General features: G+C 68.1%; 25 protein-coding genes and 1 tRNA gene. 15 read left to right on the forward strand and 11 right to left on the reverse strand.

Annotated elements, in window-relative coordinates:
- Positions 1-28: 28 nt before the first annotated feature.
- The 3 genes from BQ2383_RS02540 to BQ2383_RS02550 are packed head-to-tail and all read right to left on the reverse strand — an operon-like array spanning position 29 to position 3,915.
- Complete coding sequence (locus BQ2383_RS02540) at positions 29-1,018, reverse strand: NUDIX hydrolase (RefSeq protein WP_244175866.1); 990 nt, start codon at positions 1,016-1,018, stop codon at positions 29-31.
- Positions 1,015-3,180, reverse strand: a complete 2,166-nt coding sequence (locus BQ2383_RS02545) for an RNA degradosome polyphosphate kinase (protein WP_091029225.1) — start codon at positions 3,178-3,180, stop codon at positions 1,015-1,017. Before BQ2383_RS02545 ends, BQ2383_RS02540 begins: the two co-directional genes overlap by 4 nt.
- 51 nt (positions 3,181-3,231) lie before the next feature.
- The gene (locus tag BQ2383_RS02550; RefSeq protein ID WP_091028911.1) at positions 3,232-3,915 is read right to left on the reverse strand and encodes a winged helix-turn-helix transcriptional regulator; all 684 of its coding nucleotides are present in this window, start codon (positions 3,913-3,915) and stop codon (positions 3,232-3,234) included.
- Between the two features lie 73 nt (positions 3,916-3,988).
- On the opposite strand from BQ2383_RS02550, the gene BQ2383_RS02555 reads away from it, so the two are divergent.
- From BQ2383_RS02555 to BQ2383_RS02565, 3 genes are all read left to right on the forward strand, one after another.
- Positions 3,989-4,279, forward strand: coding sequence for a hypothetical protein (locus BQ2383_RS02555; RefSeq protein ID WP_091029229.1), 291 nt, complete (start codon positions 3,989-3,991; stop codon positions 4,277-4,279).
- 150 nt (positions 4,280-4,429) lie between these two features.
- Positions 4,430-5,032, forward strand: coding sequence for an FABP family protein (locus BQ2383_RS02560; protein ID WP_091028915.1), 603 nt, complete (start codon positions 4,430-4,432; stop codon positions 5,030-5,032).
- Position 5,033: 1 nt separating this feature from the next.
- Positions 5,034-6,164 (forward strand): YgfZ/GcvT domain-containing protein, encoded by a 1,131-nt coding sequence (locus tag BQ2383_RS02565; protein ID WP_091028918.1) that lies wholly within the window; start codon positions 5,034-5,036, stop codon positions 6,162-6,164.
- Positions 6,165-6,166: 2 nt separating this feature from the next.
- Here the strand turns inward: BQ2383_RS02565 and BQ2383_RS02570 are convergent, their stop codons facing one another.
- Positions 6,167-6,994 carry a class I SAM-dependent methyltransferase gene (locus tag BQ2383_RS02570; RefSeq protein WP_091028922.1) on the reverse strand — a complete coding sequence of 276 codons (828 nt, stop codon included), beginning with the start codon at positions 6,992-6,994 and terminating at the stop codon, positions 6,167-6,169.
- Between the two features lie 59 nt (positions 6,995-7,053).
- Between BQ2383_RS02570 and BQ2383_RS02575 the strand changes: the two genes are divergently transcribed.
- Positions 7,054-7,803: a phosphoglyceromutase gene (locus BQ2383_RS02575; RefSeq protein ID WP_091028925.1), complete on the forward strand. Its 750-nt coding sequence runs from the start codon at positions 7,054-7,056 to the stop codon at positions 7,801-7,803.
- Between the two features lie 93 nt (positions 7,804-7,896).
- Here the strand turns inward: BQ2383_RS02575 and phoU are convergent, their stop codons facing one another.
- On the reverse strand, positions 7,897-8,607 hold the full coding sequence (gene phoU, locus BQ2383_RS02580) for a phosphate signaling complex protein PhoU (RefSeq protein ID WP_091028928.1): 711 nt from the start codon (positions 8,605-8,607) through the stop codon (positions 7,897-7,899).
- 216 nt (positions 8,608-8,823) lie between these two features.
- On the opposite strand from phoU, the gene BQ2383_RS02585 reads away from it, so the two are divergent.
- Both BQ2383_RS02585 and BQ2383_RS02590 read left to right on the forward strand, forming a co-directional pair.
- Positions 8,824-10,047, forward strand: coding sequence for a sensor histidine kinase (locus BQ2383_RS02585; protein WP_091029234.1), 1,224 nt, complete (start codon positions 8,824-8,826; stop codon positions 10,045-10,047).
- Entirely contained in the window at positions 10,044-10,727 is a 684-nt protein-coding gene (locus BQ2383_RS02590) for a response regulator transcription factor (protein ID WP_029262768.1), read from the forward strand. The genes BQ2383_RS02585 and BQ2383_RS02590 overlap by 4 nt, the downstream gene beginning before the upstream one ends.
- A 59-nt stretch (positions 10,728-10,786) precedes the next feature.
- On the opposite strand, the gene BQ2383_RS02595 is transcribed toward BQ2383_RS02590, so the two are convergent.
- Positions 10,787-11,314 carry a DNA modification methylase gene (locus BQ2383_RS02595; protein WP_091028931.1) on the reverse strand — a complete coding sequence of 176 codons (528 nt, stop codon included), beginning with the start codon at positions 11,312-11,314 and terminating at the stop codon, positions 10,787-10,789.
- Between the two features lie 135 nt (positions 11,315-11,449).
- Between BQ2383_RS02595 and BQ2383_RS02600 the strand changes: the two genes are divergently transcribed.
- The 5 genes from BQ2383_RS02600 to BQ2383_RS02620 all read left to right on the forward strand — a co-directional run bounded on the left by BQ2383_RS02600 (position 11,450) and on the right by BQ2383_RS02620 (position 16,396).
- Positions 11,450-11,932, forward strand: a complete 483-nt coding sequence (locus tag BQ2383_RS02600) for a CarD family transcriptional regulator (protein ID WP_017201416.1) — start codon at positions 11,450-11,452, stop codon at positions 11,930-11,932.
- A gap of 71 nt (positions 11,933-12,003) precedes the next feature.
- Positions 12,004-13,227, forward strand: a complete 1,224-nt coding sequence (ispD, locus tag BQ2383_RS02605) for a 2-C-methyl-D-erythritol 4-phosphate cytidylyltransferase (protein ID WP_091028936.1) — start codon at positions 12,004-12,006, stop codon at positions 13,225-13,227.
- Positions 13,228-13,331: 104 nt separating this feature from the next.
- The gene (gene cysS / locus BQ2383_RS02610) at positions 13,332-14,732 is read left to right on the forward strand and encodes a cysteine--tRNA ligase (RefSeq protein WP_091028939.1); all 1,401 of its coding nucleotides are present in this window, start codon (positions 13,332-13,334) and stop codon (positions 14,730-14,732) included.
- Positions 14,725-15,732, forward strand: a complete 1,008-nt coding sequence (gene rlmB / locus BQ2383_RS02615) for a 23S rRNA (guanosine(2251)-2'-O)-methyltransferase RlmB (RefSeq protein ID WP_091028941.1) — start codon at positions 14,725-14,727, stop codon at positions 15,730-15,732. Before cysS ends, rlmB begins: the two co-directional genes overlap by 8 nt.
- Positions 15,733-15,754: 22 nt before the next feature.
- A complete protein-coding gene (locus BQ2383_RS02620) occupies positions 15,755-16,396 on the forward strand; it encodes an NAD(P)-dependent oxidoreductase (protein ID WP_091028944.1) in 642 nt (213 codons plus the stop codon).
- A gap of 29 nt (positions 16,397-16,425) precedes the next feature.
- On the opposite strand, the gene BQ2383_RS02625 is transcribed toward BQ2383_RS02620, so the two are convergent.
- Entirely contained in the window at positions 16,426-17,730 is a 1,305-nt protein-coding gene (locus BQ2383_RS02625) for a DUF4032 domain-containing protein (RefSeq protein ID WP_091028949.1), read from the reverse strand.
- Positions 17,731-17,812: 82 nt separating this feature from the next.
- Positions 17,813-18,916, reverse strand: coding sequence for an ABC transporter ATP-binding protein (locus BQ2383_RS02630; RefSeq protein ID WP_091028951.1), 1,104 nt, complete (start codon positions 18,914-18,916; stop codon positions 17,813-17,815).
- A 231-nt stretch (positions 18,917-19,147) separates the two neighbouring features.
- Between BQ2383_RS02630 and BQ2383_RS02635 the strand changes: the two genes are divergently transcribed.
- Both BQ2383_RS02635 and BQ2383_RS02640 read left to right on the forward strand, forming a co-directional pair.
- On the forward strand, positions 19,148-20,080 hold the full coding sequence (locus BQ2383_RS02635; protein ID WP_091029019.1) for a DsbA family protein: 933 nt from the start codon (positions 19,148-19,150) through the stop codon (positions 20,078-20,080).
- 41 nt (positions 20,081-20,121) lie between these two features.
- Positions 20,122-20,194 (forward strand) — tRNA-Thr (locus tag BQ2383_RS02640).
- A 33-nt stretch (positions 20,195-20,227) separates the two neighbouring features.
- Here BQ2383_RS02640 and BQ2383_RS02645 read toward each other — a convergent pair.
- Entirely contained in the window at positions 20,228-20,551 is a 324-nt protein-coding gene (locus tag BQ2383_RS02645) for a hypothetical protein (protein ID WP_091029024.1), read from the reverse strand.
- 250 nt (positions 20,552-20,801) lie between these two features.
- On the opposite strand from BQ2383_RS02645, the gene ppk2 reads away from it, so the two are divergent.
- Positions 20,802-21,662, forward strand: coding sequence for a polyphosphate kinase 2 (gene ppk2, locus BQ2383_RS02650; RefSeq protein ID WP_205829317.1), 861 nt, complete (start codon positions 20,802-20,804; stop codon positions 21,660-21,662).
- A 45-nt stretch (positions 21,663-21,707) separates the two neighbouring features.
- Positions 21,708-22,661, forward strand: coding sequence for an aldo/keto reductase (locus BQ2383_RS02655; protein WP_091029237.1), 954 nt, complete (start codon positions 21,708-21,710; stop codon positions 22,659-22,661).
- A 4-nt stretch (positions 22,662-22,665) separates the two neighbouring features.
- Here BQ2383_RS02655 and BQ2383_RS02660 read toward each other — a convergent pair whose 3' ends face one another.
- Complete coding sequence (locus tag BQ2383_RS02660; RefSeq protein WP_091029068.1) at positions 22,666-23,349, reverse strand: response regulator; 684 nt, start codon at positions 23,347-23,349, stop codon at positions 22,666-22,668.
- Positions 23,346-24,620, reverse strand: coding sequence for a sensor histidine kinase (locus BQ2383_RS02665; protein ID WP_091029072.1), 1,275 nt, complete (start codon positions 24,618-24,620; stop codon positions 23,346-23,348). Before BQ2383_RS02665 ends, BQ2383_RS02660 begins: the two co-directional genes overlap by 4 nt.
- Positions 24,621-24,622: the final 2 nt, after the last annotated feature.

The following is a 24,622-nucleotide window of genomic DNA, read 5'->3' on the forward strand; positions in this document are numbered from 1 at the left end:
GCCCTGGGGCGCGGAGCCCGTCGACGCATCAGACCTTCGGGATGTGGGTCTCGATCGCGATGATCCCGGATCCGGGATTCGTGGAGGAGAGGTGGACGACCGAGAACGCGGCCGGCTCGAGGTCTGCGGCGCTGCTGAGATACGAGCCCTGGATGGTGCCGGTTGCCAGCGCGATCTCCGAGAGCAGGCCGGGCAGCACCGGGCCGTGGCTGCACAGCACGGCCGGCTTGCCGGCGCGGATACGGCGTCCGACGACCGCGCGCAGATCGGACTCGCCGTCTTCCCAGGCGTCCTGGCTCATCTTGTCGGTCTTCACGGGTTTGCGATCGAGCGCACGGGCGAGAGGGGTGATCGTCTCGACGCAGCGCACCGCGTCACTGGTCACGATCCGGCGCACGCCGAAGGCACGCAGCGGTCCCACGATCGACTTCGCCTGCTTGCGTCCGCGCTCGGTGAGCGGACGGGAGGCATCCGACCCGTCCCACTCCGAACGGGGCGTGGCCTTCGCATGCCGCAGCGCGATCACGGGGAAGGTGCGCAGCACGCCGTCGTCGACGAGGTTGGAGAAGAAGTCGAGGATCTCGAGGTCGACGGGGTAGCTCAGGCGCGCACGCGCCTTTTTCACGCTGACCCACTCCAACGCGGCGATCTCCCGGTTGGGCACGAACGTCGACTCCCGGATGGCGGCGTCCGTCGCTTCCGCCGCCCAGTAGTGCACGACCTTCTGCTTCTGGGATGCCAGGTGGTACCGGCTCACACCGACCGATACGCCGAGCGAGACGCGGATGCCGGTTTCCTCGTGCACCTCCCGCACGGCGGTCTCGGCGAGCATCTCTCCGGGGTCGACCTTGCCCTTGGGCAGGGTGACGTCGCGGTACTTCGTGCGGTGGATCAGGAGGATCCGCAGCTTGCCCTCGACGAGCCGCCAGACCACAGCTCCCGCCGCATACACGGCCTTGTCCGCCCACTTCGACCCGGTCGCCGTGTCGGGCGGGAGCTGCAGCTGCCGAGTGTTCATCGAACCGCCCGTGCGCGGCGACGCCGTTGGATCAACCCCATGGTCTTATCCTGCAGGTCGATCAGGGGCTTGCCGTCCGCGTCCACGGCGTGGCGCTCCCAGACGCCGCCGGCGCCCAGGTGCCACGAGGTCGTCCCGGCATCCATCGCCAGGTCGAAGAACGTCTGCAGCTCCTTCAGGTGGGCGGGATCGGTGACCCGCACCAGTGCTTCCACGCGACGATCGAGGTTGCGGTGCATCATGTCGGCGCTGCCGATGTACACCTGCGGGTCACCGCCGTTCTCGAACGCGAAGATCCGCGAGTGCTCCAGATAGCGGCCGAGGATGCTGCGCACCGTGATGTTGTCGCTGATGCCGTCGAGATCCGTGCGCAGGCTGCAGATGCCGCGCACCCAGACGTCGACCTTCACTCCCGCGGCGCTCGCGCGGTACAGCGCGTCGATGATCTCCTCGTCGACCATCGAGTTGACCTTGATGCGGATGTGCGCGGGCACGCCGGCCTCGGCGTTCTTGCGTTCGGCGTCGATCTGGCGGACGAGACCCTTGCGCAGGTGCAACGGGGCGACGAGGAGCCGCTTGAACTTCTTCTCGATGGCATAACCGCTCAGCTCGTTGAAGAGTCGGGTCAGATCCTTGCCGACCTGCGCATCTGCGGTGAAGAGGCCGAAGTCCTCGTAGATGCGGCTGGTCTTCGGGTTGTAGTTGCCGGTGCCGACGTGGGAGTAGTGCTGGAGCTTGCCGTCTTCTTCGCGGATCACGAGGGCGAGCTTGCAGTGCGTCTTCAGCCCGACGAGTCCGTAGACCACGTGCACGCCGGCCTTCTCGAGCTTGCGCGCCCAGACGATGTTGTTGGCCTCGTCGAATCGCGCCTTCACCTCGACGAGTGCCAGAACCTGCTTGCCGGCCTCGGCCGCGTCGATGAGCGCCTGCACGATGGGGCTGTCGCCGGAGGTGCGGTACAGCGTCTGCTTGATGGCGAGCACGTGCGGGTCGCGGGCAGCCTGCTCGAGGAACGCCTGCACGCTGGTGGTGAACGACTCGTACGGGTGGTGAACCAGCACGTCCGACTTGCGGATCGCCTTGAAGATGTCGGCGCGGTTGCTCGATCCCGCGGGCTGGAAGGCCACGGCCGTGGTGGGCAGGTGCGGCGGGTAGCGCAGGTCGGGGCGGTCGATGCGGGACAGATCGAACAGGCCGCGCAGATCGAGCGGGCCGGGGAGGCGGTAGATCTCGAGGTCGGTGATGTCGAGTTCACGGACCAGCAGGTCCATGGTGACGTCATCCATGTCGTCGGTGATCTCCAGGCGGATCGGCGGGCCGAACCGACGACGGAGCAACTCAGCCTCGAGCGCCTGGATGAGGTTCTCGCTCTCGTCCTCCTCGATCTCCACGTCTTCGTTGCGCGTCAGCCGGAACGCGTGGTGATCGAGCACCTCCATGCCGGGGAACAGATCGCCAAGGTGGTTCGCGATGAGCTCTTCCAGACGCAGGAAGCGCTTGATCTCGCCACCACCGGGCACCTCGACGAAGCGGGGGAGCATGGGCGGCACCTTGAGGCGCGCGAACTCCTGCCGACCGGTCCGCGCGTTGCGGATGCGGATGGCGAGGTTCAGCGAGAGGCCCGAGATGTACGGGAACGGGTGCGCCGGGTCGACGGCCAGCGGCATCAGCACCGGGAAGACCTGGGCCTGGAAGTACTCGGACAGGGCGGAGCGCTCGCCATCGGTGAGTTCGGACCAGTCGGTGATCTCCACGCCGGACTCGGCGAGAGCGGGTCGCACCATCGAGATCCATGCATCCGCGTGACGCAGCTGCAAGGCGTGCGCCTCGCGGGAGATGTCCGCAAGGGCGTCCACGGGGGAGCGGCCGATGTTGGTCGGCACCGCGAGTCCGGTCATGATGCGCCGCTTGAGGCCCGCGACGCGCACCATGAAGAACTCGTCGAGGTTGCTGGCGAAGATCGCCAGGAAGTTGGCCCGTTCGAGTTCGGGCAGCGACGGATCCTCGGCGAGCTCCAGCACGCGCTGGTTGAACGCGAGCCAGCTGAGCTCGCGATCAAGGTAGCGGTGGTCCGGGAGCTGGGAGTCGGGCGACTCGATGGCGTCGAAGTCATCGTCTTCGGCGTCTCCGAGGCCGGCATCGGCGAGTGCGGGATCGATCATGGGGTACATCTAAGCACCGCCGGGTGACGCTCGTGTGAACAGCGTCCGTCCTCACCCGGCAGCGGCGACGCTCTCGTCCTCGTTGACGTTGAAGCGATAGCCGACGTTGCGCACCGTGCCGATGATCTGCTCCTGGTCGCCGAGCTTCGCCCTGAGCCGCCGCACATGAACGTCGACGGTACGGGTGCCGCCGAAATAGTCGTAGCCCCAGACCTCGCTGAGCAGCTGCTCCCTGGTGAAGACGCGTGACGGGTGTGTGGCAAGGAAGTGGAGCAGCTGGAACTCCTTGTAGGTGAGGTCCAGCGGTCTGCCGCGCAGCTTCGCCGAGTACGACTGCTCATCGATCGTGACGCCGGAGGCCTGCACCCGCGAGGGTTCGGCGACGTCATCGCGCCGCGCCAGTGCGAGACGCAGCCGTGCGTCGATCTCGGCAGGGCCGGCGGTGACGAGCAGGACATCGTCGATGCCCCAATCGCCGGAGAGCGCGCTCATCCCGCCCTCGGTGACCACGAGGAGCAAGGGGGCGCCCTGTCCGGTGGCGCGCAGCAGGCGGCACAGCGACTTCGCCGCCACCAGGTCATGACGACCGTCGACGATCACGACGTCGTACTCCGGGGCGTTGACCAGCTGCGCGGGCTCCGCTGGAATCTGGCGCGCTTTATGGCTCAGCAACTCGAGAGCGGGCAGGACCTGCTCCGAGAGCGGAGCGTTGGTCAGAACCAGGACCAGGGCCACGCGCACTCCTCACCGACGGGGGATCGACGCCGTGCCGCCATGATACCGGGACGCGATGCGCAACAATGGTGTCATGACGGATCCAGCACTCGCACCGCGCAACGCGTTCGTCGGTGTGATCGTCGTGTGGGCGACGGCGTTCGTCGCCACGGTGGCGATCGGCATCTTCGTGCCGGAGGAATGGCGCGTGCCCTGGATGCTGGTCGGCTTCGGCGGCGTCGTGCTGCTGTCGTTCGCCGTGCAGCTCTGGTACGGGCGCACGCAGGGCTTCATCTTCCGGGTGGCGAGCAGCGTCACGGGCGCCCTGCTGCTGATGGGCCTCATCTCGATCGGTTTCGGCCTGGCTGCGTTGATCCCGTCCTGACGCCGGCGCGGCGCGGTAAGGTGGAGCACATGGACCTCATGGCGCTCGAAATCTTCTTCATCGGCCTGCTGGGCCTCGCGAGCCTCGCTATCGTCTTCGTCTCGGCAGTGGTGCTGCGCAACCTCTTCCGCGGCCAGCGCTGACGCGATCGTGATCGAACTCCCCACCGACCTTCCCGCCGACCTCGCCCCGCTCGCGTGGTTGATCGGCGTGTGGGAGGGCACGGGCGTCATCGACTATCCGGTGGGTGACGAACGTCTGCAGGGCGAGTTCACACACCGGGTCAGCTTCAGCCACGACGGCGGCCCGTTCCTCAACTATTCGGGTACCGCGACGTTCCTCTCGGAAGACGGCGCACCGGCCACCGCGCTCCTCGCCGAGACCGGCTTCTGGCGGCTCGCCCGCCCGGCCGCACCGGCGGATCCGGGGCCCGCACTGCTCCCGCCCCTGGCTCCCGCCGTCACGCGCACCGTCGACGACGTCGAGGAACTGCGCGCTCCCAGCGGCGGATTCCCGATCGAGGTGTCGGTCGCGCACTCCGACGGCGCGCTCGAGCTCTACATCGGTGAGATCAACGGACCGCGCGTCGACATCGGCACGGATGCCGTCGTCCGCAGCGCCGGCGCGAAGGTGCACACCGCCTCGTCCCGCATGTACGGCCTGGTCGACGGCCACCTGCTGTGGGCATGGGATGTCGCAGCGCTCGGCACCCCGCTCCGCTCGCACGCCTCGGCGCGACTGGCCAAGGTCTGAGATGCCGGGCTTCGGCGAGCTCGACGGCGTCGTGTCCGACGGTGACCGGATCATGCACTTCGGTGATGCCTTCCGCGAGCAGCGGCGACTCGCCGACGGTGCGGCCCTTGCTCCTCTCGGCGACCGTACGGTCATCGAGGTCTCGGGGCCCGAGCGGCTGACCTGGCTCGACTCGATCACCTCGCAGTCGGTGGGCCATCTGGCCCCCGGCGAGAGCACGGAGCTGCTGGTGCTCGACCCGCAGGGGCGCGTCGAGCACGCGGCCGGTGTCCTCGACGACGGCACATCCACCTGGCTTCTCGCCGATGCCGGTGACGCCGAGGCGCTCGCCGGCTGGCTGACCCGCATGAAGTTCCGCACGCAGGCAACGGTCGATGTGCGGCCCGACCTCACGCTGATCGGCTACATCGACGGGGGCGCGGTGGCGCCGACGGCATCCGCGGCAGCGTTCGCGCCGAACGGCAGCCCTCTGATCTGGGCGGATCCGTGGCAGCGGATCAGCAGCGGAGGGCATCAGTACGCCGAGGTCGCCGAGCATCCCGCGGCGGACTACGCGTGGCGCGTCGCGATCCTGAGCGCCGACGCAGCGGACGCGCTCGCCACGTCGATCGACCGCGATGCCCTCGCGGGACTCCTTGCCTCCGAGGCGCTGCGCATCGCCGCCTGGCGTCCGCGGTGGAGCGCCGAGGTCGACGAGCGCTCGCTGCCGCACGAGTCCGACTGGATCCGCAGCGCCGTGCACCTGAACAAGGGCTGCTACCGCGGGCAGGAGACGGTCGCCAAGGTGCACAACCTCGGACACCCTCCGCGCCGTCTGGCAGCGCTCCACCTCGACGGCAGCGACGCCGTGCTGCCGGAGCCCGGGGCAACGGTGTTCGCGGGGGACGAAGAGGTCGGGCACATCACGTCGGTGGCCCGGCACCACGAAGACGGGCCGATCGCGCTCGCCATCCTCTCCCGTCGCGCACCGGTCGGCGATCTCGTGGTGCGTGCTGACGGCATCGACATCGCAGCGTCCCAACAGGTGATCGTGCCGGCGGATGCCGGTGCCATGGCAGACATCCCGCGCCTCACGCGGCTGTCTCGTCGTCCGTCTGCGCCCGACCCGCGCAGCACCGGCGTCGGCAGCTGACCTCAGTCCGCGAGGGGAGCGACGGCCGCCCAAGGCAGCGTGAGCTCGCCCAGCCGCCAGCGCGTCCGGCCGCCGAGCACCGGCCACCCCTGCGCGCGAAGAGCGCTCACCGCGGCGAGGAAACGCTGCGTGGCGCCGAACGTCGACAGGGGCGCCGCCCGCTCCCACTCGCGGTCGAGATCGACCAGCAGCGCGTGGATCCGTTCCCCCGGGACGTTGCGGTGGATGAGCGCCTTCGGCAGGCGTTCCGCGACGATGCTCGGCCACTCGAGATCGGCGAGGCGCAGGGAGATCGTGAAGCGCAGCGGCACGGCGTGCGCGTCGACGTCGATCCAGCTCGAGACGCGGCCGATCTCATCGCAGGTCCCCTCGAACAGCAGGCCGTCCGGCGCCAGGCGTGAGGCCATGCGGGCCCACGCGTCCGGGACATCCTGCTCGTCGTACTGCCGCAGCACGTTCATGGCGCGGATCACCGCGGCTCGCCGTCCGCCGGGGAGCGGGACCTCGAAACCGCCTCGCGCGAACGAGACGGGCAGATCGGACGCGAAGGGCGTCCGTCCGGCTCGGACCTCGGCGAGCTGAGCATCGGCGGTGGCGACGCGCGCGGGGTCGATCTCGAGGCCGCGCACCTCGACGTCGTCGCGCACCCGGATCAGGCGCGTCGCGAGCTCGAGTGCCGTGACGCCGCTGGCGCCGTAACCCAGATCGATGACCAGTGGGTCGGATGCCCGGCGCAGGGCATCGCTCGCGGCGATCCAGCGGTCGTTGCGCCGCAGCCGGTTCGTCCCCGTGGTGCCACGGGTCGGCCGACCGAGGGGAGATGACGCCATGTCTCCATCCTCCCAGCATCCGAATCGAGCGCCGGCCCGCGCCCGGATAAACTGGCGACATGACTGCGACGCGCACCCTCATCCTGCTCCGCCACGGCCGGAGTGAATGGAACGAACTGAATCTGTTCACCGGTTGGGTGGACGTCCGCCTCAACGAGCAGGGCCAGAAGGAGGCGCGTCGAGGCGGAGAACTCCTCGCCGAGACCGGCATCCTCCCCGACGTGCTGCACACGTCCCTGCTGAGCCGTGCCATCCAGACGGCGAACATCGCGCTCGATGCCGCCGACCGTCTGTGGATCCCGGTGACGCGCTCCTGGCGGCTCAACGAGCGCCACTACGGTGCGCTGCAGGGCAAGGACAAGGCGCAGACGCTCGAGGAGTTCGGTCCCGAGCAGTTCCAGCTCTGGCGCCGCTCGTTCGACGTGCCGCCGCCCGTGCTCGACGATGAGAGCGAGTTCAGCCAGGTGAACGACGTCCGCTACGCGGGCATCGACGGCGAGGTGCCGCGCACCGAGTCGCTCAAGCTCGTCATCGACCGTCTGCTGCCGTACTGGGAGAGCGCGATCGTCCCCGACCTCGAGGCCGGTAAGACGGTGCTCGTCACGGCGCACGGCAACTCGCTGCGAGGTCTCGTGAAGCACCTCGAGGGCATCAGCGACGACGACATCGCCGAGCTGAACATCCCGACCGGCATCCCGCTGGTCTACGAGCTGGACGAGAACAACGTGCCCACCGGCCCGGGTCGCTACCTCGACCCGGAGGCCGCTGCCGCCGGTGCCGCAGCCGTCGCGGCCCAGGGCAAGAAGTAAGAGCCCGAAACCCCCGGGAACACGACGAAACCCCGTGCTGCAGATGTCTGCAGCACGGGGTTTCGTCGTGAAAACGGGGTCTCGCGCGGCGGGTCAGGCGTGCCCGAGCTCCTGCTGCCCGAGTTCCTGCTGTTCGACGGCGAGGCGGATGTCCTCCTCCTCGACGGCCCAGTCGCCGGTCGCGAGATAGACCATCTTCTTGGCGACGGCGACCGCGTGGTCGGCGAAGCGCTCGTGGTAGCGGCTGGCGAGGGTGGCGTCGACGGTCGCGGTCGCCTCACCCTTCCAGTTGTCGCTGAGCACCTTCTCGAAGACGTTGGCGTGCAGCTCGTCGACGTCGTCGTCCGCATTGCGGATGGTGTCGGCGAAGCGCAGGTCGCCGGTGCGCAGAAGTTCCGACAGGGTGCGGGAGATCTCGACGTCCAGCTCGCCCATCTTCACGAAGGTGCCCTTGAGACCCTTCGGGATGGCGCGCTCGGGGAAGCGGAGTCGGGCGAGCTGGGCGATGTGCTCGGACATGTCGCCCATGCGCTCGAGCGAGGCGCTCACGCGCAGTGCCGTGACGACGATGCGCAGGTCGCGGGCGACCGGCTGCTGGCGGGCGAGGATCTCGATGGCCTGCTCGTCGAGGGCGACGGCCAGCTCGTCGATCTTCGCGTCGTCGGCGATGACCTCTTCGGCCAGGGCCACGTCGCTGGTGGCGAAAGCCCTGGTGGCCTTGTCGATCGAGACCGTGACGAGGTCGGCGATCTCGACGAGGCGGTTCTGGAGGTCCTCGAGGGACTGGTGGAAGACTTCGCGCATGTTGGGGCGCAACCTTTCATTCGGATCTCGGCTGGGTCAGCGCGAGAAGGCGGGTCGTCCGCACAGGAGCAGGTCTGTGCTCCCGCACAAGCCCGAAGCGATTGTCTGCTTCGAAGGTTAACGAACGGTGCCCAGCACGTGAATAGTACTTCTCCTCTTCCCGCCAGCGCGCGGAAACCCGCCGGACGGACGGTGAACGCACTCTACGCTTATGACATGACCTTGCCGCAGCTCGCGCTGTCTTCGCTCGCCATCGGGCTGGTGATCGGCGTGGGCCTCTCCCTGCTCGTGGTGTGGGCCTATCGGGCGCGGGCCCGGGTTCAGGAGGAGACGTCGCTGGCGATTCCTTCCGGGATCACCGACGTGCTGCACAGCATGGACGACGCGGCCGGAGTGGTCGACACGTCCGGGCTGGTGCTCGCGGCATCGGACGCCGCGAGCCGGTTCGGGATCGAGGTCGGCTCGACGCTCGACAACCCGGAGCTGCGTCAGCTGGTGCGCGGGATCAGGACGGCCGGCGGCACGGCCACCGAGTCGATGCGCATCACGCGAGGCGGACTGAGCCTCGATCCGCGACTCGTCTCTGCTCGTGCCAGTGCGATCGGCAGCCGCCTGGTCCTGTTGATCATCCGCGACGTCACGGAGCAGGAACGGCTCGATCAGATGCGTCGGGACTTCGTCGCGAACACGAGCCACGAGCTGAAGACACCGGTGGGCGCGGTGAGCCTTCTCGCCGAAGCGATCGAGTCCGCAGCCGATGACCCGGCGCAGGTGCGCATCTTCGCCGCTCGGATCTCGGCAGAGGCAGGACGGCTCGGCCAGCTCACGGGACGCATCATGAGCCTCTCCCGGCTCCAGGCAGAAGACGGTCTGACCAAGGTGGGCCCCGTCGCGATCGACGAGGTCATCGCCGCCTCCATCGAGGCTCATGTCGTTCAGGCCGACTCCGCGGGCGTGGAGCTCGCCAGGGGAGGCGACCGCGGCGTATGGGTGCGTGGTGACGCGCAGATCCTGATCGAGGCCGTCGGCAATCTGATCGCGAACGCCATCGTGTACTCACCCCGCGGATCGCGCGTGGGGGTCGGCGTCCGGGCGGAGGACGGCGTGGTCGAGATCGCCGTCTCCGACCAGGGCATCGGCATCGCCGAGGCCGATCGGGAGCGCATCTTCGAGCGTTTCTACCGGGCTGATGAGGCCCGCTCCCGCCGCACGGGCGGCACCGGACTCGGGCTCTCCATCGTCAAGCACGCCACGCAGCGCCACGGCGGAGAGGTGCGGCTGTGGTCGCGCCCCGGACGAGGGTCCACCTTCACGATCCGACTTCCTCGGATCGATGCCCCCGACCACGCCGACACGGGCAAGAAGAGCAAGAAGAAGCGTGCGCGCAAAGCGGCCAAGGCTGCGGCATCCGCGCGCGTTCGAAACGGAGAGAGAGCATGACCCGAATCCTTCTCGTCGAAGACGAGCCCGACCTCGCCGACCCGCTCGCGTACCTGCTGCGACGTGAGGGGTACGAGGTGGAGATCGCGGAGGACGGCCCCGGCGCGCTCGCGGCTTTCCGGGAGCGGGGCGCCGACATCGTGCTGCTCGACCTGATGCTGCCCGGGATGCCCGGCACCGAGGTATGCCGGCAGATCCGCTCGACCTCGGCGGTGCCGATCATCATGCTGACGGCCAAGGACTCCGAGGTCGACATCGTGGTGGGACTCGAGCTCGGGGCGGACGACTACATCACGAAGCCCTACTCGTCCCGCGAGCTGCTCGCCCGCATGCGCGCCGTGTTGCGGCGGGTGGTGCAGGCCGACAGCGAACTCGACGAGCGGGTGCTCGATGGGGGCAGGGTCTCGCTCGACATCGACCGGCACACTGTCTCGGTCGCCGGCGAGCAGATCAACATGCCGCTGAAGGAGTTCGAGCTGCTCGAGGTCCTGATGCGCAACTCGGGACGAGTGCTCACGCGCGGTCAGTTGATCGATCGGGTGTGGGGGAGCGACTACTTCGGTGACACGAAGACGCTCGACGTGCACATCAAGCGCATCCGCTCCCGCATCGAGGAGAACCCGAGCGAGCCCGTGATGCTCGTCACCGTGCGGGGTCTCGGATACCGCTTCGAGGGCTGAACGCCGAAGAGGCCGGCGCCCCGTGGGGGTGCCGGCCTCTTGCGTGTTCCCTGCGGGGATCAGTCCGCGGGCGCCGGAGCTGCCGTGTCGGTCGGCATCGGGGTCGGAGTGGGTACCGACTCTGAGGGGACCAGATCTGCGTAGTAGGGGAGCGAGCCGTCGAGCACCGGGACCTCGGCCTTGACGCCCGTGGAATCGCCCGACTGGAAGTGGATCTCGACGGTCGCACCGGGCATGGTGTCGAGGCCGACGATGCGCAGCGGCTCCTCGTCGGCGCCGAGGCTCACCGTGCCACCCGCCGGAACGGTGACGGTGAACGGCTCGCTGTCCGCGAGCGCGATGGTGAGCGTGGCGCTCTCATCGGTCGGGTTGACGATGCCGGCGATGAAGTTGCCGACCGAGCCGTCGTCGGTGGCGATGACGAGGGCGTTGCGCACATCGATCGGGCCGTCGGCGTCGGAGATGTTCACTCCGTCGGACGCCGCGTACTCGGTCTTGGTGGACTGAGGAGTGATGAATGTGCACCCGGTGGCGCCGAACAGAACGAGAGCGCTGAGCGCAGCAGACGCAACAAGGCGCGATTTCACGGGTCCTCCTGAGGTCCGGCGGGATGTCCGCATCCATTCTATGGGTAAGTCGCGACGGCCCCGGGGCCCAGGGGGCGCGAACCTTAGCGCATCTCCCCTGTGGTATCCTTGAGGTTGCCGAAAGGACACGTTTTTATGCTTTTTGAGGTTGGCGAAACCGTCGTCTATCCCCACCATGGCGCTGCGACCATCATCGAGGTCAAGGAGCGCATCATCAAGGGTGAGGCGAAGAAATATCTGAAGCTCAACGTCACCCAGGGCGATCTCATCATCGAGGTCCCTGCGGAGAATGTCGACCTGGTCGGCGTTCGTGACGTGATCGGAAAAGAAGGTCTCGATCATGTCTTCGAGGTGCTGCGCGCACCCTTCACCGAAGAGCCCACCAACTGGTCTCGTCGGTACAAGGCGAACCTCGAGAAGCTCGCCTCGGGCGACGTCATCAAGGTGAGCGAGGTCGTCCGCGACCTGTGGCGCCGCGACCAGGACCGCGGCCTGTCCGCGGGGGAGAAGCGGATGCTGGCGAAGGCTCGTCAGATCCTCATCTCCGAGCTCGCGCTCGCGGAGAAGACCGACGAGGACAAGGCGGGCGCACTGCTCGACGAGGTCCTCGCCTCCTGAGTTCTCTGCGAAGGGGCGGATGCTTCGGCATCCGCCCCTTCGTCGTTCCTGCCACGCGGTAGCGTGAGACGGTGACTCTGCTTCCCGTACCCGACACCGCGATCATCGTCGTCGCCGCCGGTTCCGGCACCCGACTGGATGCGGGGGCGCCGAAGGCCCTCGTCGGAATCGACGCGCACTCGATCCTCCGCCACGCGCTCGACGGCGTCTTCGCCGCAGCACCTGCTCAGGTCGTCGTCGTCGCCCCGGCCGGACACGAGGGGGATGCGCTGGCGGAGCTGGACGCGGCGGCAGGGGACCGGCGCGACCTCGGACGTGTCGTGCCCGGTGGCGCGACCAGACAGCAGTCCGTCGCTGCCGGTCTCGCCGCGCTCTGGGGCGATGTGAAGACGGTTCTCGTGCACGACGCGGCTCGCGCCCTGACTCCTCCGGCGCAGATTGATGCGGTCGCTCGGGCTGTCGTGCCGGGGGAAGGCGTGATCCCCGTGCTGCCCGTGGTCGACACCCTCAAGAAGGTGGCGGAGGGCGCCGTGGTCTCGGCCGTGGACCGTTCCGAGCTGGCTGCCGCGCAGACGCCCCAGGGCTTCCCGCGCGCAGAGCTCGAAGCGGCCTACGAAGCCGCGCGGGCCGACGGGATCGAATACACCGACGATGCGGCCCTGTTCGCGGCCGCCGGATACCGGGTGCGGCACATCGACGGGTCCGCCCGCGCGTTCAAGATCACGACTCCGGGCGACCTGGAACGGGCGCGGCACCTGCTGGAAGCATCGGCTCCGGTGGCGCGCCCGGACTCCTCGGTGGACATCCCCGGCATTCCTCGCGTCGGAATCGGCACCGACGTCCATGCCTTCGGTGGCGACGGGAGCCTCTGGCTCGCCGGCCTCGAGTGGCCGGGAGAGCGGCCGCTCTCCGGGCATTCGGACGGCGATGCGGTCGCCCACGCGATCGTCGACGCGCTCCTGGGGGCGGCGGGCCTCGGCGACATCGGCGAACACTTCGGCACTTCCCACCCCGAGTACGCCGGCGCACACGCCGACGTCTTCCTCGCTCGCACGCGTGCGCTGCTCGCCGAGGCCGGTTTCGTGATCGGCAACGTGTCCGTGCAGTTGCAGGGGAACCGGCCGCGTTTCAGCCCTCGTCGGCACGAAGCGGAGGCGGTGCTGTCCGCGATCCTGGGTGCCCCCGTGTCGGTCACGGCCACGACGACCGACGGGCTCGGTTTCTCCGGACGCGGCGAGGGCATCGCTGTCACCGCCATCGCGGCGGTCGTGCCCGACGTTCCGCGGAGCATGTGACGATCGTCGGAGAAGATACCCCTGATCCGTCGGCAGAACGTCACAACCTCGGTGAATCGTCGGCACGGGGCGGGCGCTCAGCAGTCGCCGAGTAGGCTTGACCGGTGACCCTCCGCCTCTACGACACCCGCGCACAGTTGCTGCGCGACTTCGTGCCTCTCGACCCCGAGAACATCACGATGTACGTGTGCGGACCCACGGTGCAGTCCGGGCCCCACATCGGCCACGTCAGAGCGGCTCTGAGCTTCGATCTCCTGCGTCGCTGGCTCGAGCATCGGTACGGTCGGGTCACATTCGTGCGCAACGTCACCGACATCGACGACAAGGTGCTCGCCAACGCGACGGATGCCGAGCCGTGGTGGGCGCTCGCATACCGGATGGAGAGGGAGTTCACCGCGGCGTATGCCGGCATCGGCATCCTCCCCCCGACGTACGAGCCGCGAGCCACGGCGTCCGTTCCTCAGATGCAGGAGCTGATCGCGCTGCTCATCGAGCGCGGACATGCCTACCCCGCCCCCGACGGCTCGGGGGACGTGTACTTCGACGTGCGGTCGTGGTCCGACTACGGCTCACTGACGCATCAGTCCCTCGACGCCATGGAGGCGGCCGAGGATGCTGACCCCCGAGGCAAGCGGAACCCGCAGGACTTCGCCCTCTGGAAGGGCACGAAGCCGGACGAGCCGGCAGACGCGACGTGGGCGTCGCCGTGGGGCGCGGGCCGACCGGGGTGGCACATCGAGTGCTCGGCGATGTCGAAGCGGTACCTCGGTGCCGAATTCGACATCCACGGCGGTGGGCTGGACCTCCGCTTCCCGCACCATGAGAACGAACTGGCGCAGTCGACGGCCGCGGGCGACGGCTTCGCCCGGTACTGGGTGCACAACGGGCTCGTGACCGTCGACGGGCAGAAGATGTCCAAGTCGCTCGGCAACTTCACGCTGGCAGCAGATGTCCTGGCCGCGCATGACGCGCTGGTGGTGCGCTACGCACTCGCTGCAGCGCACTACCGTTCGAGCCTCGACCTCGGTGAGTCATCCTGGACCGAGGCCGAAGCGGCGCTGAGCCGGATCGAGTCGTTCCTGCAGCGCGCGTTTCGTGCTGAGGACGGGGGACGGGGAAGGTCCTACTCGCAGAGCCTCCCCGAGGCATTCGCGGCCGCGATGGACGACGACCTCGGCGTGCCGCAGGCGCTCGCCGTCCTGCATGAGACGGTGCGTGCGGGAAACTCTTCGCTCGATGCCGGCGACACCGACGCGGCGCTGGATTCGGCTTTTGCCGTCTTGGCGATGACGTCGGTCCTCGGACTGACCCCGACGCCATCCACGAAGGGCGGCGCGTCGACATCCGCTCTGGATGCACTCGTCCAGACGATGATCACCCAGCGCGCTCAGGCGCGCGCTGACAAGGACTGGGCGGCGGCGGATCGTATCCGAGATGCGATCGCCGCCGCAGGAATCACGCTGGAGGACACTCCGGCCGGAACTCATTGGAGTATCGATGGTTAAGCCACAGCGCCCCGGCGCGAACAAGGGAAACAAGAAGGGCCCGACCAAGGGCACCGGCGGACTCGGGCGCAAGGCGCTCGAGGGTCGCGGACCGACCCCGAAGGCGGAGGATCGCGCCTGGCACCCCGCAGGCAAGCGCAAGGCCGCAGCCGAGCGCTACGCCGCATCCGGTGGCAAGGGGCGCCCGGGCGGCAGTCGTCCGGGATCCGGTGGCGGCTCGAACCGTGCGCCGAAGGCCAAGGCAGGAGACGACACCGAGAACGTCACCGGTCGCAACTCCGTCCTCGAGGCACTGCGCGCCAAGATCCCGGCGACGGCGTTCTACATCGCGCAGCGCGTCGAGATGGACGACCGTGTCAAGGAGATGCTGGCGATCGCCACGAATCGCGGGATCCCCGTGATGGAGGTCACTCGTCCGGAGCTCGACCGCATGGCCGGCTTCGACGGTGTGCACCAGGGCGTCGCGATCAAGGTGCCGCCGTACGACTACGCACACCCGCAGGATCTGCTCGAGCAGGTCATCGACAAGGGCGAGGTCCCGCTGTTCGTGGCGCTGGACGGCATCACCGACCCCCGGAACCTGGGCGCGATCATCCGCTCCACCGCGGCGTTCGGCGGCCACGGCATCATCCTCCCGCAGCGCCGCTCGGCCGGCGTGAACTCGGCGGCGTGGAAGACGAGTGCGGGAGCCGTCGCACGGACCCCCGTGGCGTTGGCGACCAACCTCACCACGCAGCTCAAGGAATTCAAGAAGCAAGGCGTGTTCGTGCTCGGCCTCGACGGCGACGGCGATGTGTCGCTCCCGGACCTCCAGCTGGCCGATCGACCTGTCGTGATCGTGGTCGGCTCGGAGGGTAAGGGCCTGTCGCGACTGGTCTCCGAGACCTGCGATCAGATCGTCTCGATTCCGATCTCCGCGGCCACCGAGTCGCTGAACGCCGGCATCGCGACATCGGTCGCGCTCTACCAGGTCGCGTCGCTCCGCGCCGCGAAGAACTAGACCGTCCGAGGGAAGGCAGATCATGGCTCGCATCATCGTGCTCGGAGGGACCGGCTACGCCGGTCGTCACATCGTCGCGGAGGCGGTGAGTCGCGGCCACGCGGTGATCGCGATCTCCCGCTCCGAGCCCACTGACCCGGTGGCGGGAGCCGCGTATCTGCAGGGCTCCGCCCTCGACCTCGGTCCTCTCGCGGAAGCGTTCGTCGGCGCCGACGCCGTCGTATCGGCCCTCTCGCCTCGCGGCGACATGGAGGACCGTGCGCTCGACGCGCTGTCGAACGTCGTCGACCGGCTCGCAGGCACGGAGACGCGTCTCGGTGTCGTCGGCGGTGCAGGTGGCAGCCTGGTGGCCCCCGGCGGGCCGCGTCTGTTCGACCAGGACTTCCCCGAGGAGTACAAACACGAGGCGCAGGTCGGCATCGACTCCCTCGCCCTCCTGGAGGCGACGGATGCCGGCCTCGACTGGTTCTTCATCCATCCCGCCGAGGTGTTCGGTCCGTGGGCCGAAGGCGAGCGCACAGGGCACTACCGCGACGGTGGCGACGTGCTCGTCCGTGACGCCGACGGCAAGTCCTTCATCTCGGGCGCGGACTTCGCGGTCGCCGTGGTGGACGAGGTCGAGCAGGGCAATCACCACCGCGAGCGGTTCACCGTCGGCTACTGACGCCACGATGCTCGGCGCCCGTCCGGGCATCAGACCAGGTCGCGCCAGTCGATGTCCTCGTCGTCATCGGCCACCGGCGTCACGCCGGTGACGACAGGCAGGCTCATCGTCTCGGTCGGCGGACCCATGATGGTCGCCTCGTCGCGCCGGTGTCGCAGCACCTCGTTGATGTAGCTGGTCAGCACCTCGGCGAGCGGCACCGAGCGCCCCTGCGCCTGCGAGAGGTACCAGCGATGCTCGAGCACCTGGTGGAAGACCTCGGCGGGTTCGAGCTTGGCTCGTAGCTCGTACGGGATCGCGCGCACCACCGGTTCGAAGACGCGGGTGAGCCACTCGTGCGCGTACATCTCCTCGTCGACCCACTGCTTCGTCGAACGGGCTCGGAACTCGTCGAGGTCGTTCAGCAGTCGCCGCGCCTGGTTCTCCTCGACGTCCAGACCGGTCAGGCGGATCAGGCGGCGCTGATGGTGACCGGCATCCACCACCTTCGGCTGGATCTCGACGACGGTGCCGTCCGCGGTCGTCGACATGGACATCTCGTCGATGTCGAACCCCAGGGCGTTGAGACGCTCGACCCGCTCCGTGATGCGCCAGGTCTCCGCCGCCGAGAAGGACTCCTGGGCGGTGAGCTCGGCCCACAGCGATCGATACGACGAGACGATGCCGTCGGCGATCGCCACCGCGTCCACACCGTGTTCGAGGCGACCGCCCGCGGCGAGGTCCATGATCTCGCCGGCGATGTTCGTGCGGGCCAGGTCGAGATCGTAGGCGCGCTGCCCGTCGGTCAGCCCCTCCTCGTGCAGCTCGCCCGTCTCCGCGTCGACCAGGTACGCGGCGAACGCTCCCGCATCGCGGCGGAAGAGCGTGTTCGACAGGGAGACGTCGCCCCAGTAGAAGCCGACGTTGTGCAGTCGCACCAGGAGCAGGGCCAGGGCATCGACGAGTCGGTTTGCGGTGTCGGGGCGCAGAACCCGAGTGAACAGGGCGCGATAGGGCATCGAGAAGCGCAGGTGAGAGGTGACCAGGGCGGCTGGGAGGGCCTCCCCGTCGGCATCCGTGCGGCCGGCGATCACTGCGACCCGGTCGACGCAGGGCACGTCGAGGCGGGCGAGGTTTCCGAGCATGTCGTACTCGCGCTGGGCCATCTCCGCCGTGGTCTCCTTCACGGCGATGACCCGGCCGGAGAGGTCCGCGAAACGCACGAGGTGGCGGGAGAGGCCCTTCGGAAGCGACACGATGTGCTCCGAGGGCCACTTCGCCAGAGTGGTGGACCAGGGGAGGGCCAGCAGCCCCGGATCGATCTTGCTGGCGGTGATCCGCAGCGAATCCTGCATGACGCTCCCTGGTCGAGGGTGAGACAGAAAGAGACGCGGCGCAGGCGACCGAAGTCAGCCTGCGCCGCGTCTGTGGATCCGATCAGGCGGAGACGACCGGCTTGTCGTTCAGGCGCTCGCCGGACTCGATGTCGAACGCGTGCACGTGGCCCGGGTTCGCAGCAAGCGTGACCGTCTCGCCGGCGTTCGGGTGGCTGCGACCGTCGACGCGGGCGACGATGTCGCTGCGCTTGCCGTTGATCTCGGTGTGGCCGTAGAGGTAGCCGTCGGCGCCGAGCTCCTCGACGAGGTCGACGACGACCGGAAGGCCCCTGCCGTCGGCCGGTCCGACCGTGATGTCCTCGGGGCGCACGCCGACCGTGACCTGGCTGCCGTTCGCACGGCCGACCGTGTCGCGGTCGAGCGGGACCGTCTCGGACCCGAACTGAACGCCGCCGTCGGTGAGGTCGGCTGCGAACAGGTTCATCGCGGGCGAGCCGATGAAGCCGGCTACGAACACGTTGTTCGGCTTCTCGTACAGGTCACGCGGCGAACCGACCTGCTGGAGCAGACCGTCCTTGAGAACCGCGATGCGGTCGCCCATGGTCAGAGCTTCGGTCTGGTCGTGGGTGACGTAGACGGTGGTGACACCGAGGCGACGCTGCAGCGAAGCGATCTGCGTACGGGTCTGCACGCGGAGCTTGGCGTCGAGGTTCGACAGCGGCTCGTCCATGAGGAACACCTGCGGCTGACGCACGATCGCGCGCCCCATGGCGACACGCTGACGCTGACCACCCGAGAGGGCCTTCGGCTTGCGGGTCAGGTAGGGCTCGAGGTCGAGCAGCTTGGCGGCCTCGAGCACACGGGATGCGCGCTCTTCCTTGCCGACGCCGGCGATCTTGAGGGCGAAGCCCATGTTCTCGGCGACGGTCATGTGCGGGTACAGCGCGTAGTTCTGGAAGACCATCGCGATGTCGCGGTCCTTCGGCGGGACGTCGGTCACATCGCGGTCGCCGATGAGGATGCGGCCGGCGTTGACCTCTTCGAGGCCGGCCAACATGCGGAGGGACGTGGACTTGCCGCAGCCGGAGGGACCGACGAGGACGAGGAATTCGCCGTCACCGACCTCGAGGTTCAGCTTGTCGACGGCCGGACGGGTTCCGCCGGGGTACAGGCGGGTGGCCTCGTCGAAAGTCACAGATGCCATTGTCTTTTCTCCTTCACCGGCAGGTACGTGCCGGACGATCCGTAGTGATGAAGCGGCGGGTGACCCCGCCGTAACCCGTCATTGGGTCGGGATCAGTATGACACGAACGGCGGTACCTGGGTATTTCTCAGCCTCACTGACTACCATCGAACTCGGCCGCGCGCAGCGGCGATCGTCGCTGAGCGGCGGTCGGGGCCAACCCGGACCCCCGTTGAGACTCACAGAGGAACGATGTCGAGCGACGAAACGCCGAACGTCCCGACGCCTCGCAATTCCCGCGAGGTCGTACGGGAGAAGGCACAGAGAGTGCACGCCCAGCAGTCCAGGGCGCGTCTCATGCGACGGATCATCATCGGCGCGGTGGCGCTCGTCGCGGTGGGTGCGATCGGCACAGCGGTGACTCTCGCGGTGTCCTCCCAGGTGACCAAGCCGCGGCTCACGCCGACCGGCATGGAGTCGGACGGCGTCGTCGTCACCGACCTCGAGTCGTTCGCGGGAACCGGCGCGGTGCCGGAGACCCCGTCTCCCGATGCGACCGACGCCGGCGAATCGGCCAGCCCGACGCCGGAACCGACGGCATCCGGAAAGGTCGACATCCATGTGTACGTCGACTACTTGTCGCCCGACGCCGGGGAGTTCGAGCGCGCCAACGCCCGCCAGCTCGCCGGTTGGATCGGCGAGGACGCGGTCACGGTCAGCTATCACCCGGTCGCGCTGCTCACTGCCAGCTCCAACGGCACCAAGTACTCGCTCCGCTCGGCTGCCGCTGCGGCGTGCGTCGCCACGCACTCGCCAGCACAGTTCTACGCGTTCAACCATGACCTGCTCGACGACCAGCCAGAGGTCGGCAGCGACGGCCTCTCCGACGAGGACCTCGCGAACCTCGCCGGTGCTGTCGGCGTCGACAACGCCAAGGCCGTGCGCTCGTGCATCGAAGACGGCGACTTCGTCGGCTGGGCGAAGGAGGCGACGACCAGGGCCCTGGACGGACCGCTCGCCGGCTCCGACGACCTGGTGCTGACAGCAGCGCCGATGATCGTCGCCAATGGCGAGGCCTACGTCGGGGCGCTGGACGACCCGGCCGAGTTCTCGCAGTTCGTGCTCAGCGTCGCGAGCGATGCCTCGCGTGCGACGTCGACGCCTTCGCCCACCACGACCCCGTAGGTCGAAGCCGGGTCGATGCCATCGCTAAGCTGGTGGCATCCGCCGACTTGGCGCAATTGGTAGCGCACCGTACTTGTAATACGGGGGTTACGGGTTCGAGTCCCGTAGTCGGCTCTTCATCCCTCACGAGAGTGGGGATCCGCGGATTCAGGCCTCAGCGGCGGTCTCGGGTGCGTCCAGCACCTCGTCGATGAGGCTGATGCCGCCCGTGGAACTCGCGGACTGCATCAGGTCCTGTATCCACTGGGGGTTCAACTGCGGCGCCTCTGGTTCGTCGAAGGTGAAGCGGAGCGGTATCGACGGGTGCAGCCAGATCGTCGATCGTCCCACCTGCTGCCCTTCGGGGTGCCGCCAGGACAGAGTGAAGCTCTCATTGCGTCGGAGCTTCGTAGCGATGACGACCTTCAGATGCGCGAGTGCGCGGTCTTCGATGTAGATCTCGTCACCGTTGCCGTACTGGATCGTGCCCATGCGAGAACGATAGTCGCCGCATGCTGACAGACCGAATCTCCGTGCCCATGCTGCTGCCAGGGCGCCGACGCTGAAAGCGCATTCCGATGTATCGCCTCAGCCAATGATATGTTACACATCAGGCAGGTTTCCTGGCGGGCTTTAGGTCGTGCCAGGTAGAAGACGCGCAGGTGGCCGCCTCCCCGCTCCGGCCACCTGCGCTTGCCTGCGTGGTTTCGGGGATCCGCACAGCAACTGAGAGGGCGAGATCTTGAGCAGCGCACCCGATACGGCGACGGTCACGCCGGAGTGGCAGCACGACTACCCGTACACGAAGAAGCTTTCCACCGCGGAGTATGAACGAGAGAAGCGGCTGCTGCAGATCGAGCTCCTGAAGCTCCAGTCCCACATCAAGCACTCTTCCGAGCGGTTGCTCATCCTGTTCGAAGGGCGGGATGCGGCGGGAAAGGGCGGGGCGATCAAGCGCTTCATGGAGCACCTGAACCCTCGTGGCGCCCGGGTCGTCGCTCTCGACAAGCCGACTGATGCCGAGCGGACGCAGTGGTACTTCCAGCGCTACATCGAACACCTGCCTTCGGGCGGCGAGATCGTGATGATGGATCGCTCCTGGTACAACCGTGCCGGCGTCGAACGCGTCATGGGGTACTGCTCGTCAGCCGAGTACGAGGAATTCATGCAGACCGCTCCGCAGTTCGAGCGGATGATCGTGGGTTCGGGCATCCGCCTCATCAAGCTGTGGTTCTCGGTGGGAGAGGCCGAGCAGCGGCGCCGGTTCCGGCGCCGCGGCGAGGATCCCGTCAAGCAGTGGAAGCTGAGCCCCACCGATGTCGCCAGCATCGACCGCTGGGCGGACTACACAGCGGCGAAGGAAGCGATGTTCTTTCACACGGACACGCCAACCGAGCCCTGGATCGTCATCAAGTCGAACGACAAGAAACGAGCTCGGCTCGAGGCGATGAGGTGCGTCCTCGCCCGATTCGACTATCCCGGCAAAGATCCGCTGGTCGCTCACGCCCCGGACACGCGGCTCGTCGGGCGCCCCTCCCAGATCTACGACGAGGGCGAGACGCCGAAGAGCGAGCATTCCGCCCGGCCCGATCACGAAAAATGACGTCATCCGGGAATGCGCGAAGCCCGATCAGCGGTTGTCTTCGTCATGACTCGTATCGGCACCAGTGATCTTGACGTCCTCCCGCTCGCACTCGGCGGCAACGTGTTCGGCTGGACAGCCGATCGCGATGCGTCGTTCGCCGTGCTCGATGCATTCGTCGACGGGGGTGGCGACTTCATCGACACGGCCGATTCGTACAGCTCCTGGGTGCCGGGGAACGAGGGTGGCGAGAGTGAGACGATCATCGGCGAGTGGCTCGCATCCCGCAAGCCGTCGGGCGTCGTCGTCGCGACGAAGGTGAGCCAGCACCCGCAGTTCCGAGGCCTCTCCGGAACGAATGTGCGAAAGGCAGCCGAGGCCTCGCTCCGGCGTCTCGGGGCCGATGAGATCGACCTGTACTACGCGCACTTCGACGATGAGACGATTCCGCTGGAAGAGACCGTCGCCGCGTTCGGACAGCTCGTCGAGGATGGCCTGGTGCGTCACGTGGCGGTGTCGAACTACTCCGCCGAACGCATCAGAGAGTGGATCGAGATCGCGCGTCGCACGGGTGTCGCTGCGCCGGTCGCCGTTCAGCCGCACTACAACCTCGTTCATCGCAACGAGGTCGAGGACACCATCATCCCGGTCGCCGAGGAGTTCGAACTCGGGCTCGTGCCTTACTACGCCCTGGCGAGTGGATTCCTGACCGGCAAGTACCGCTCGACCGATGTCGCGGGGCAGGACTCCCCGCGTGCACAGGGTGCCGCGAAGTACGCGACCGAGGCGGGCCTGCGCGTCATCGATGCGCTCGACCAGATCGCCGACGCCCACGGCGCGTCGATCGCCGCGACGTCACTCGCCTGGTTGCGGGCGCAGCCGACGGTGGTTGCGCCGATCGCGAGTGCTCGGACGGTCGCGCAGGTGCCCGACCTTCTGGCGGGTGCTCGCCTCGAACTCTCCGCCGACGAGGTGGGACTGCTCGATCGGGTCTCGGAATGGACCCCCGCCGGCGCCTGATACCTCAGGTCTCGTTTCCGACGAGGCCGAGTCTGTGCGCCAGGATCACGGCGTGGATGCGGTCGCGTGCGTGGAGCTTCGCCAGCACCCGGCCGACGTGGGTCTTCACGGTGGATTCGCCGACGTAGAGGGTGCGGGCGATCTCGGCGTTGGTCAGTCCGCGCCCGATCGCGAGGAACACGTCTCTCTCTCGATCGGTGAGCGAGTCCAGCGCCGCGCTCTCCGCGGCATCCGGTGTCGGGGAGGGCGAGGCGCTGAGCTGCGGGGTCACGTGCTCGAGAAGCATCCGCGTGATCCGAGGAGAGAGCGCGGCGTCGCCACGGTGTACGGCGCGAACGGCAGAGGTCATCTCGTGACGCTGAGCGTCTTTCAGGAGGAACCCGCTCGCACCGGCACGGATGGCGCCGAAGGCGTATTCGTCGAGGTCGAACGTGGTCAGCACGAGCACCTTCGTCTGGGGGCGATCCCGCACGATGGTCTCGGTGGCGGCGATTCCGTCCAGCTCCGGCATCCGGATGTCCATGAGCACGAGGTCGGGGGCGAGTGCAGCGCTCTGCGCGATCGCCGCCCGCCCATCGCCGGCCTCGCCGACCACGACGATGTCGCTCTCCGCTTCGAGCACCATCCGGAACCCGACGCGGATCAGCTCCTGGTCGTCTACCAGGAGCACCCTGATCGCATCCGTCATCCGTCGTCCTCCGTCGATATGTGCTGTGCGGTGGGGGCCGTCGCGTTCGTCGGCAGCACAGCGTGCAGAACCCATCGTCCCCCCTCGGACGGCGCGGACTCGACGCTTCCCTGCACGTGAGCAGCGCGCTCGGCGAGTCCGCGCAATCCGAAGCCTTCCGTTCCGATGCCGTCGGAAACTCCGTCGTTGACGATGTCGATCGTCACGGAATCGGGTGCGTAGTCCAGCCGCACCCTGATCGCCGACGCGGTCGGGGCATGACGCATCGCGTTCGTGACGCCCTCCTGCACGATCCGTCCGATCGCATGGGCGACGGCGGGGGAGACCTCGGCGCGCCCCGCGACCGTGAGCGTCGCAGGGTACCCGGCGCGCTGCGCCGCCTCGACCGTGTCACGCGGCGGCGCAGGCTTCATGGGTGCCAGGGGCAGCGGAGAATCGTCATCCCGCAGCACACCGAGCATCGATCGCATCTCGGTCAGGGCCGCACGAGCGGTGTCCGCCGTGTGGACCGCCGCTCTGCGCGCCTGCTCGCGGTCGGGCGTCGCCGCGGCGCCCTCGGAAAGCGCCACGATCACCGTCAGTGAATGGGACACGATGTCGTGCATCTCTCGAGCGATGCGCGCCCGCTCGGATGCGGCGGCGAGCTGCGCCTGCTGGTCCCGCTCGACGAGCAGCTGTCGCGAGCGATCGATGACGGCCGACAGATAGCGTTTGCGGCCGCCGACGTTGACGCCGATGAGTGTGCCGATCAGACCCAGCACGATATAGCTGAGTGCGGTGTCGAGTCCGTTCTGCAGCACGACCACACCGGTGAGCATCAGGATCCCGCTGAGCAGGAGGAACCACACCGCACCGATTCCGTAGCAGGTCCAGGCCGCGCGCGACGACCGGTAGACCGCGAGACCGTAACAGGCGACGAGCAGCAGGATGATGCCGCTGGACAGCCCGGTGAACAGACCGACCGTTCCCAGGATCACCGCCGCGGCGAAGGGGGCGAGAGGCGCCCGGCGCCGCCACAGGAGAGTGCTGCACGCGATGACGACCATCACCAGCGTGGCGATGCTGATCGCGATGTAGGTGGATTCGGGGACGGACTCGTCGACGAGACGGCCCGCCGGGGCGATGGAGAGGAGCAGGCAGAGCAGTGTCAGCAGGACGTCAGCGAACAACGGATGACGTGCCCAGAACCGCCGGAAGAGTCCCGGCGCACGCGGAAGCCGCAGCTCCTCGTCCTCTCGGATCGAGTCGCTGCGGCTTCGCGTTCTGCTCACAG

The sequence above is a fragment of the Microbacterium oxydans genome (assembly GCF_900095745.1).
Taxonomy (GTDB): Bacteria; Actinomycetota; Actinomycetes; order Actinomycetales; family Microbacteriaceae; genus Microbacterium; species Microbacterium oxydans_B.

What these genes read in the sequence shown, in the direction of transcription:
- BQ2383_RS02540 (WP_244175866.1), bottom strand. Translation starts at nt 1,018, where the DNA reads ATGAACACTCGGCAGCTGCAGCTCCCGCCCGACACGGCGACCGGGTCG.
- BQ2383_RS02545 (WP_091029225.1), bottom strand. Translation starts at nt 3,180, where the DNA reads ATGATCGATCCCGCACTCGCCGATGCCGGCCTCGGAGACGCCGAAGAC.
- BQ2383_RS02555 (WP_091029229.1), top strand. Translation starts at nt 3,989, where the DNA reads ATGACGGATCCAGCACTCGCACCGCGCAACGCGTTCGTCGGTGTGATC.
- BQ2383_RS02565 (WP_091028918.1), top strand. Translation starts at nt 5,034, where the DNA reads ATGCCGGGCTTCGGCGAGCTCGACGGCGTCGTGTCCGACGGTGACCGG.
- BQ2383_RS02570 (WP_091028922.1), bottom strand. Translation starts at nt 6,994, where the DNA reads ATGGCGTCATCTCCCCTCGGTCGGCCGACCCGTGGCACCACGGGGACG.
- BQ2383_RS02575 (WP_091028925.1), top strand. Translation starts at nt 7,054, where the DNA reads ATGACTGCGACGCGCACCCTCATCCTGCTCCGCCACGGCCGGAGTGAA.
- phoU (WP_091028928.1), bottom strand. Translation starts at nt 8,607, where the DNA reads ATGCGCGAAGTCTTCCACCAGTCCCTCGAGGACCTCCAGAACCGCCTC.
- BQ2383_RS02585 (WP_091029234.1), top strand. Translation starts at nt 8,824, where the DNA reads ATGACCTTGCCGCAGCTCGCGCTGTCTTCGCTCGCCATCGGGCTGGTG.
- BQ2383_RS02590 (WP_029262768.1), top strand. Translation starts at nt 10,044, where the DNA reads ATGACCCGAATCCTTCTCGTCGAAGACGAGCCCGACCTCGCCGACCCG.
- BQ2383_RS02600 (WP_017201416.1), top strand. Translation starts at nt 11,450, where the DNA reads ATGCTTTTTGAGGTTGGCGAAACCGTCGTCTATCCCCACCATGGCGCT.
- rlmB (WP_091028941.1), top strand. Translation starts at nt 14,725, where the DNA reads ATGGTTAAGCCACAGCGCCCCGGCGCGAACAAGGGAAACAAGAAGGGC.
- BQ2383_RS02620 (WP_091028944.1), top strand. Translation starts at nt 15,755, where the DNA reads ATGGCTCGCATCATCGTGCTCGGAGGGACCGGCTACGCCGGTCGTCAC.
- BQ2383_RS02625 (WP_091028949.1), bottom strand. Translation starts at nt 17,730, where the DNA reads ATGCAGGATTCGCTGCGGATCACCGCCAGCAAGATCGATCCGGGGCTG.
- BQ2383_RS02630 (WP_091028951.1), bottom strand. Translation starts at nt 18,916, where the DNA reads ATGGCATCTGTGACTTTCGACGAGGCCACCCGCCTGTACCCCGGCGGA.
- BQ2383_RS02635 (WP_091029019.1), top strand. Translation starts at nt 19,148, where the DNA reads ATGTCGAGCGACGAAACGCCGAACGTCCCGACGCCTCGCAATTCCCGC.
- BQ2383_RS02645 (WP_091029024.1), bottom strand. Translation starts at nt 20,551, where the DNA reads ATGGGCACGATCCAGTACGGCAACGGTGACGAGATCTACATCGAAGAC.
- BQ2383_RS02655 (WP_091029237.1), top strand. Translation starts at nt 21,708, where the DNA reads ATGACTCGTATCGGCACCAGTGATCTTGACGTCCTCCCGCTCGCACTC.
- BQ2383_RS02660 (WP_091029068.1), bottom strand. Translation starts at nt 23,349, where the DNA reads ATGACGGATGCGATCAGGGTGCTCCTGGTAGACGACCAGGAGCTGATC.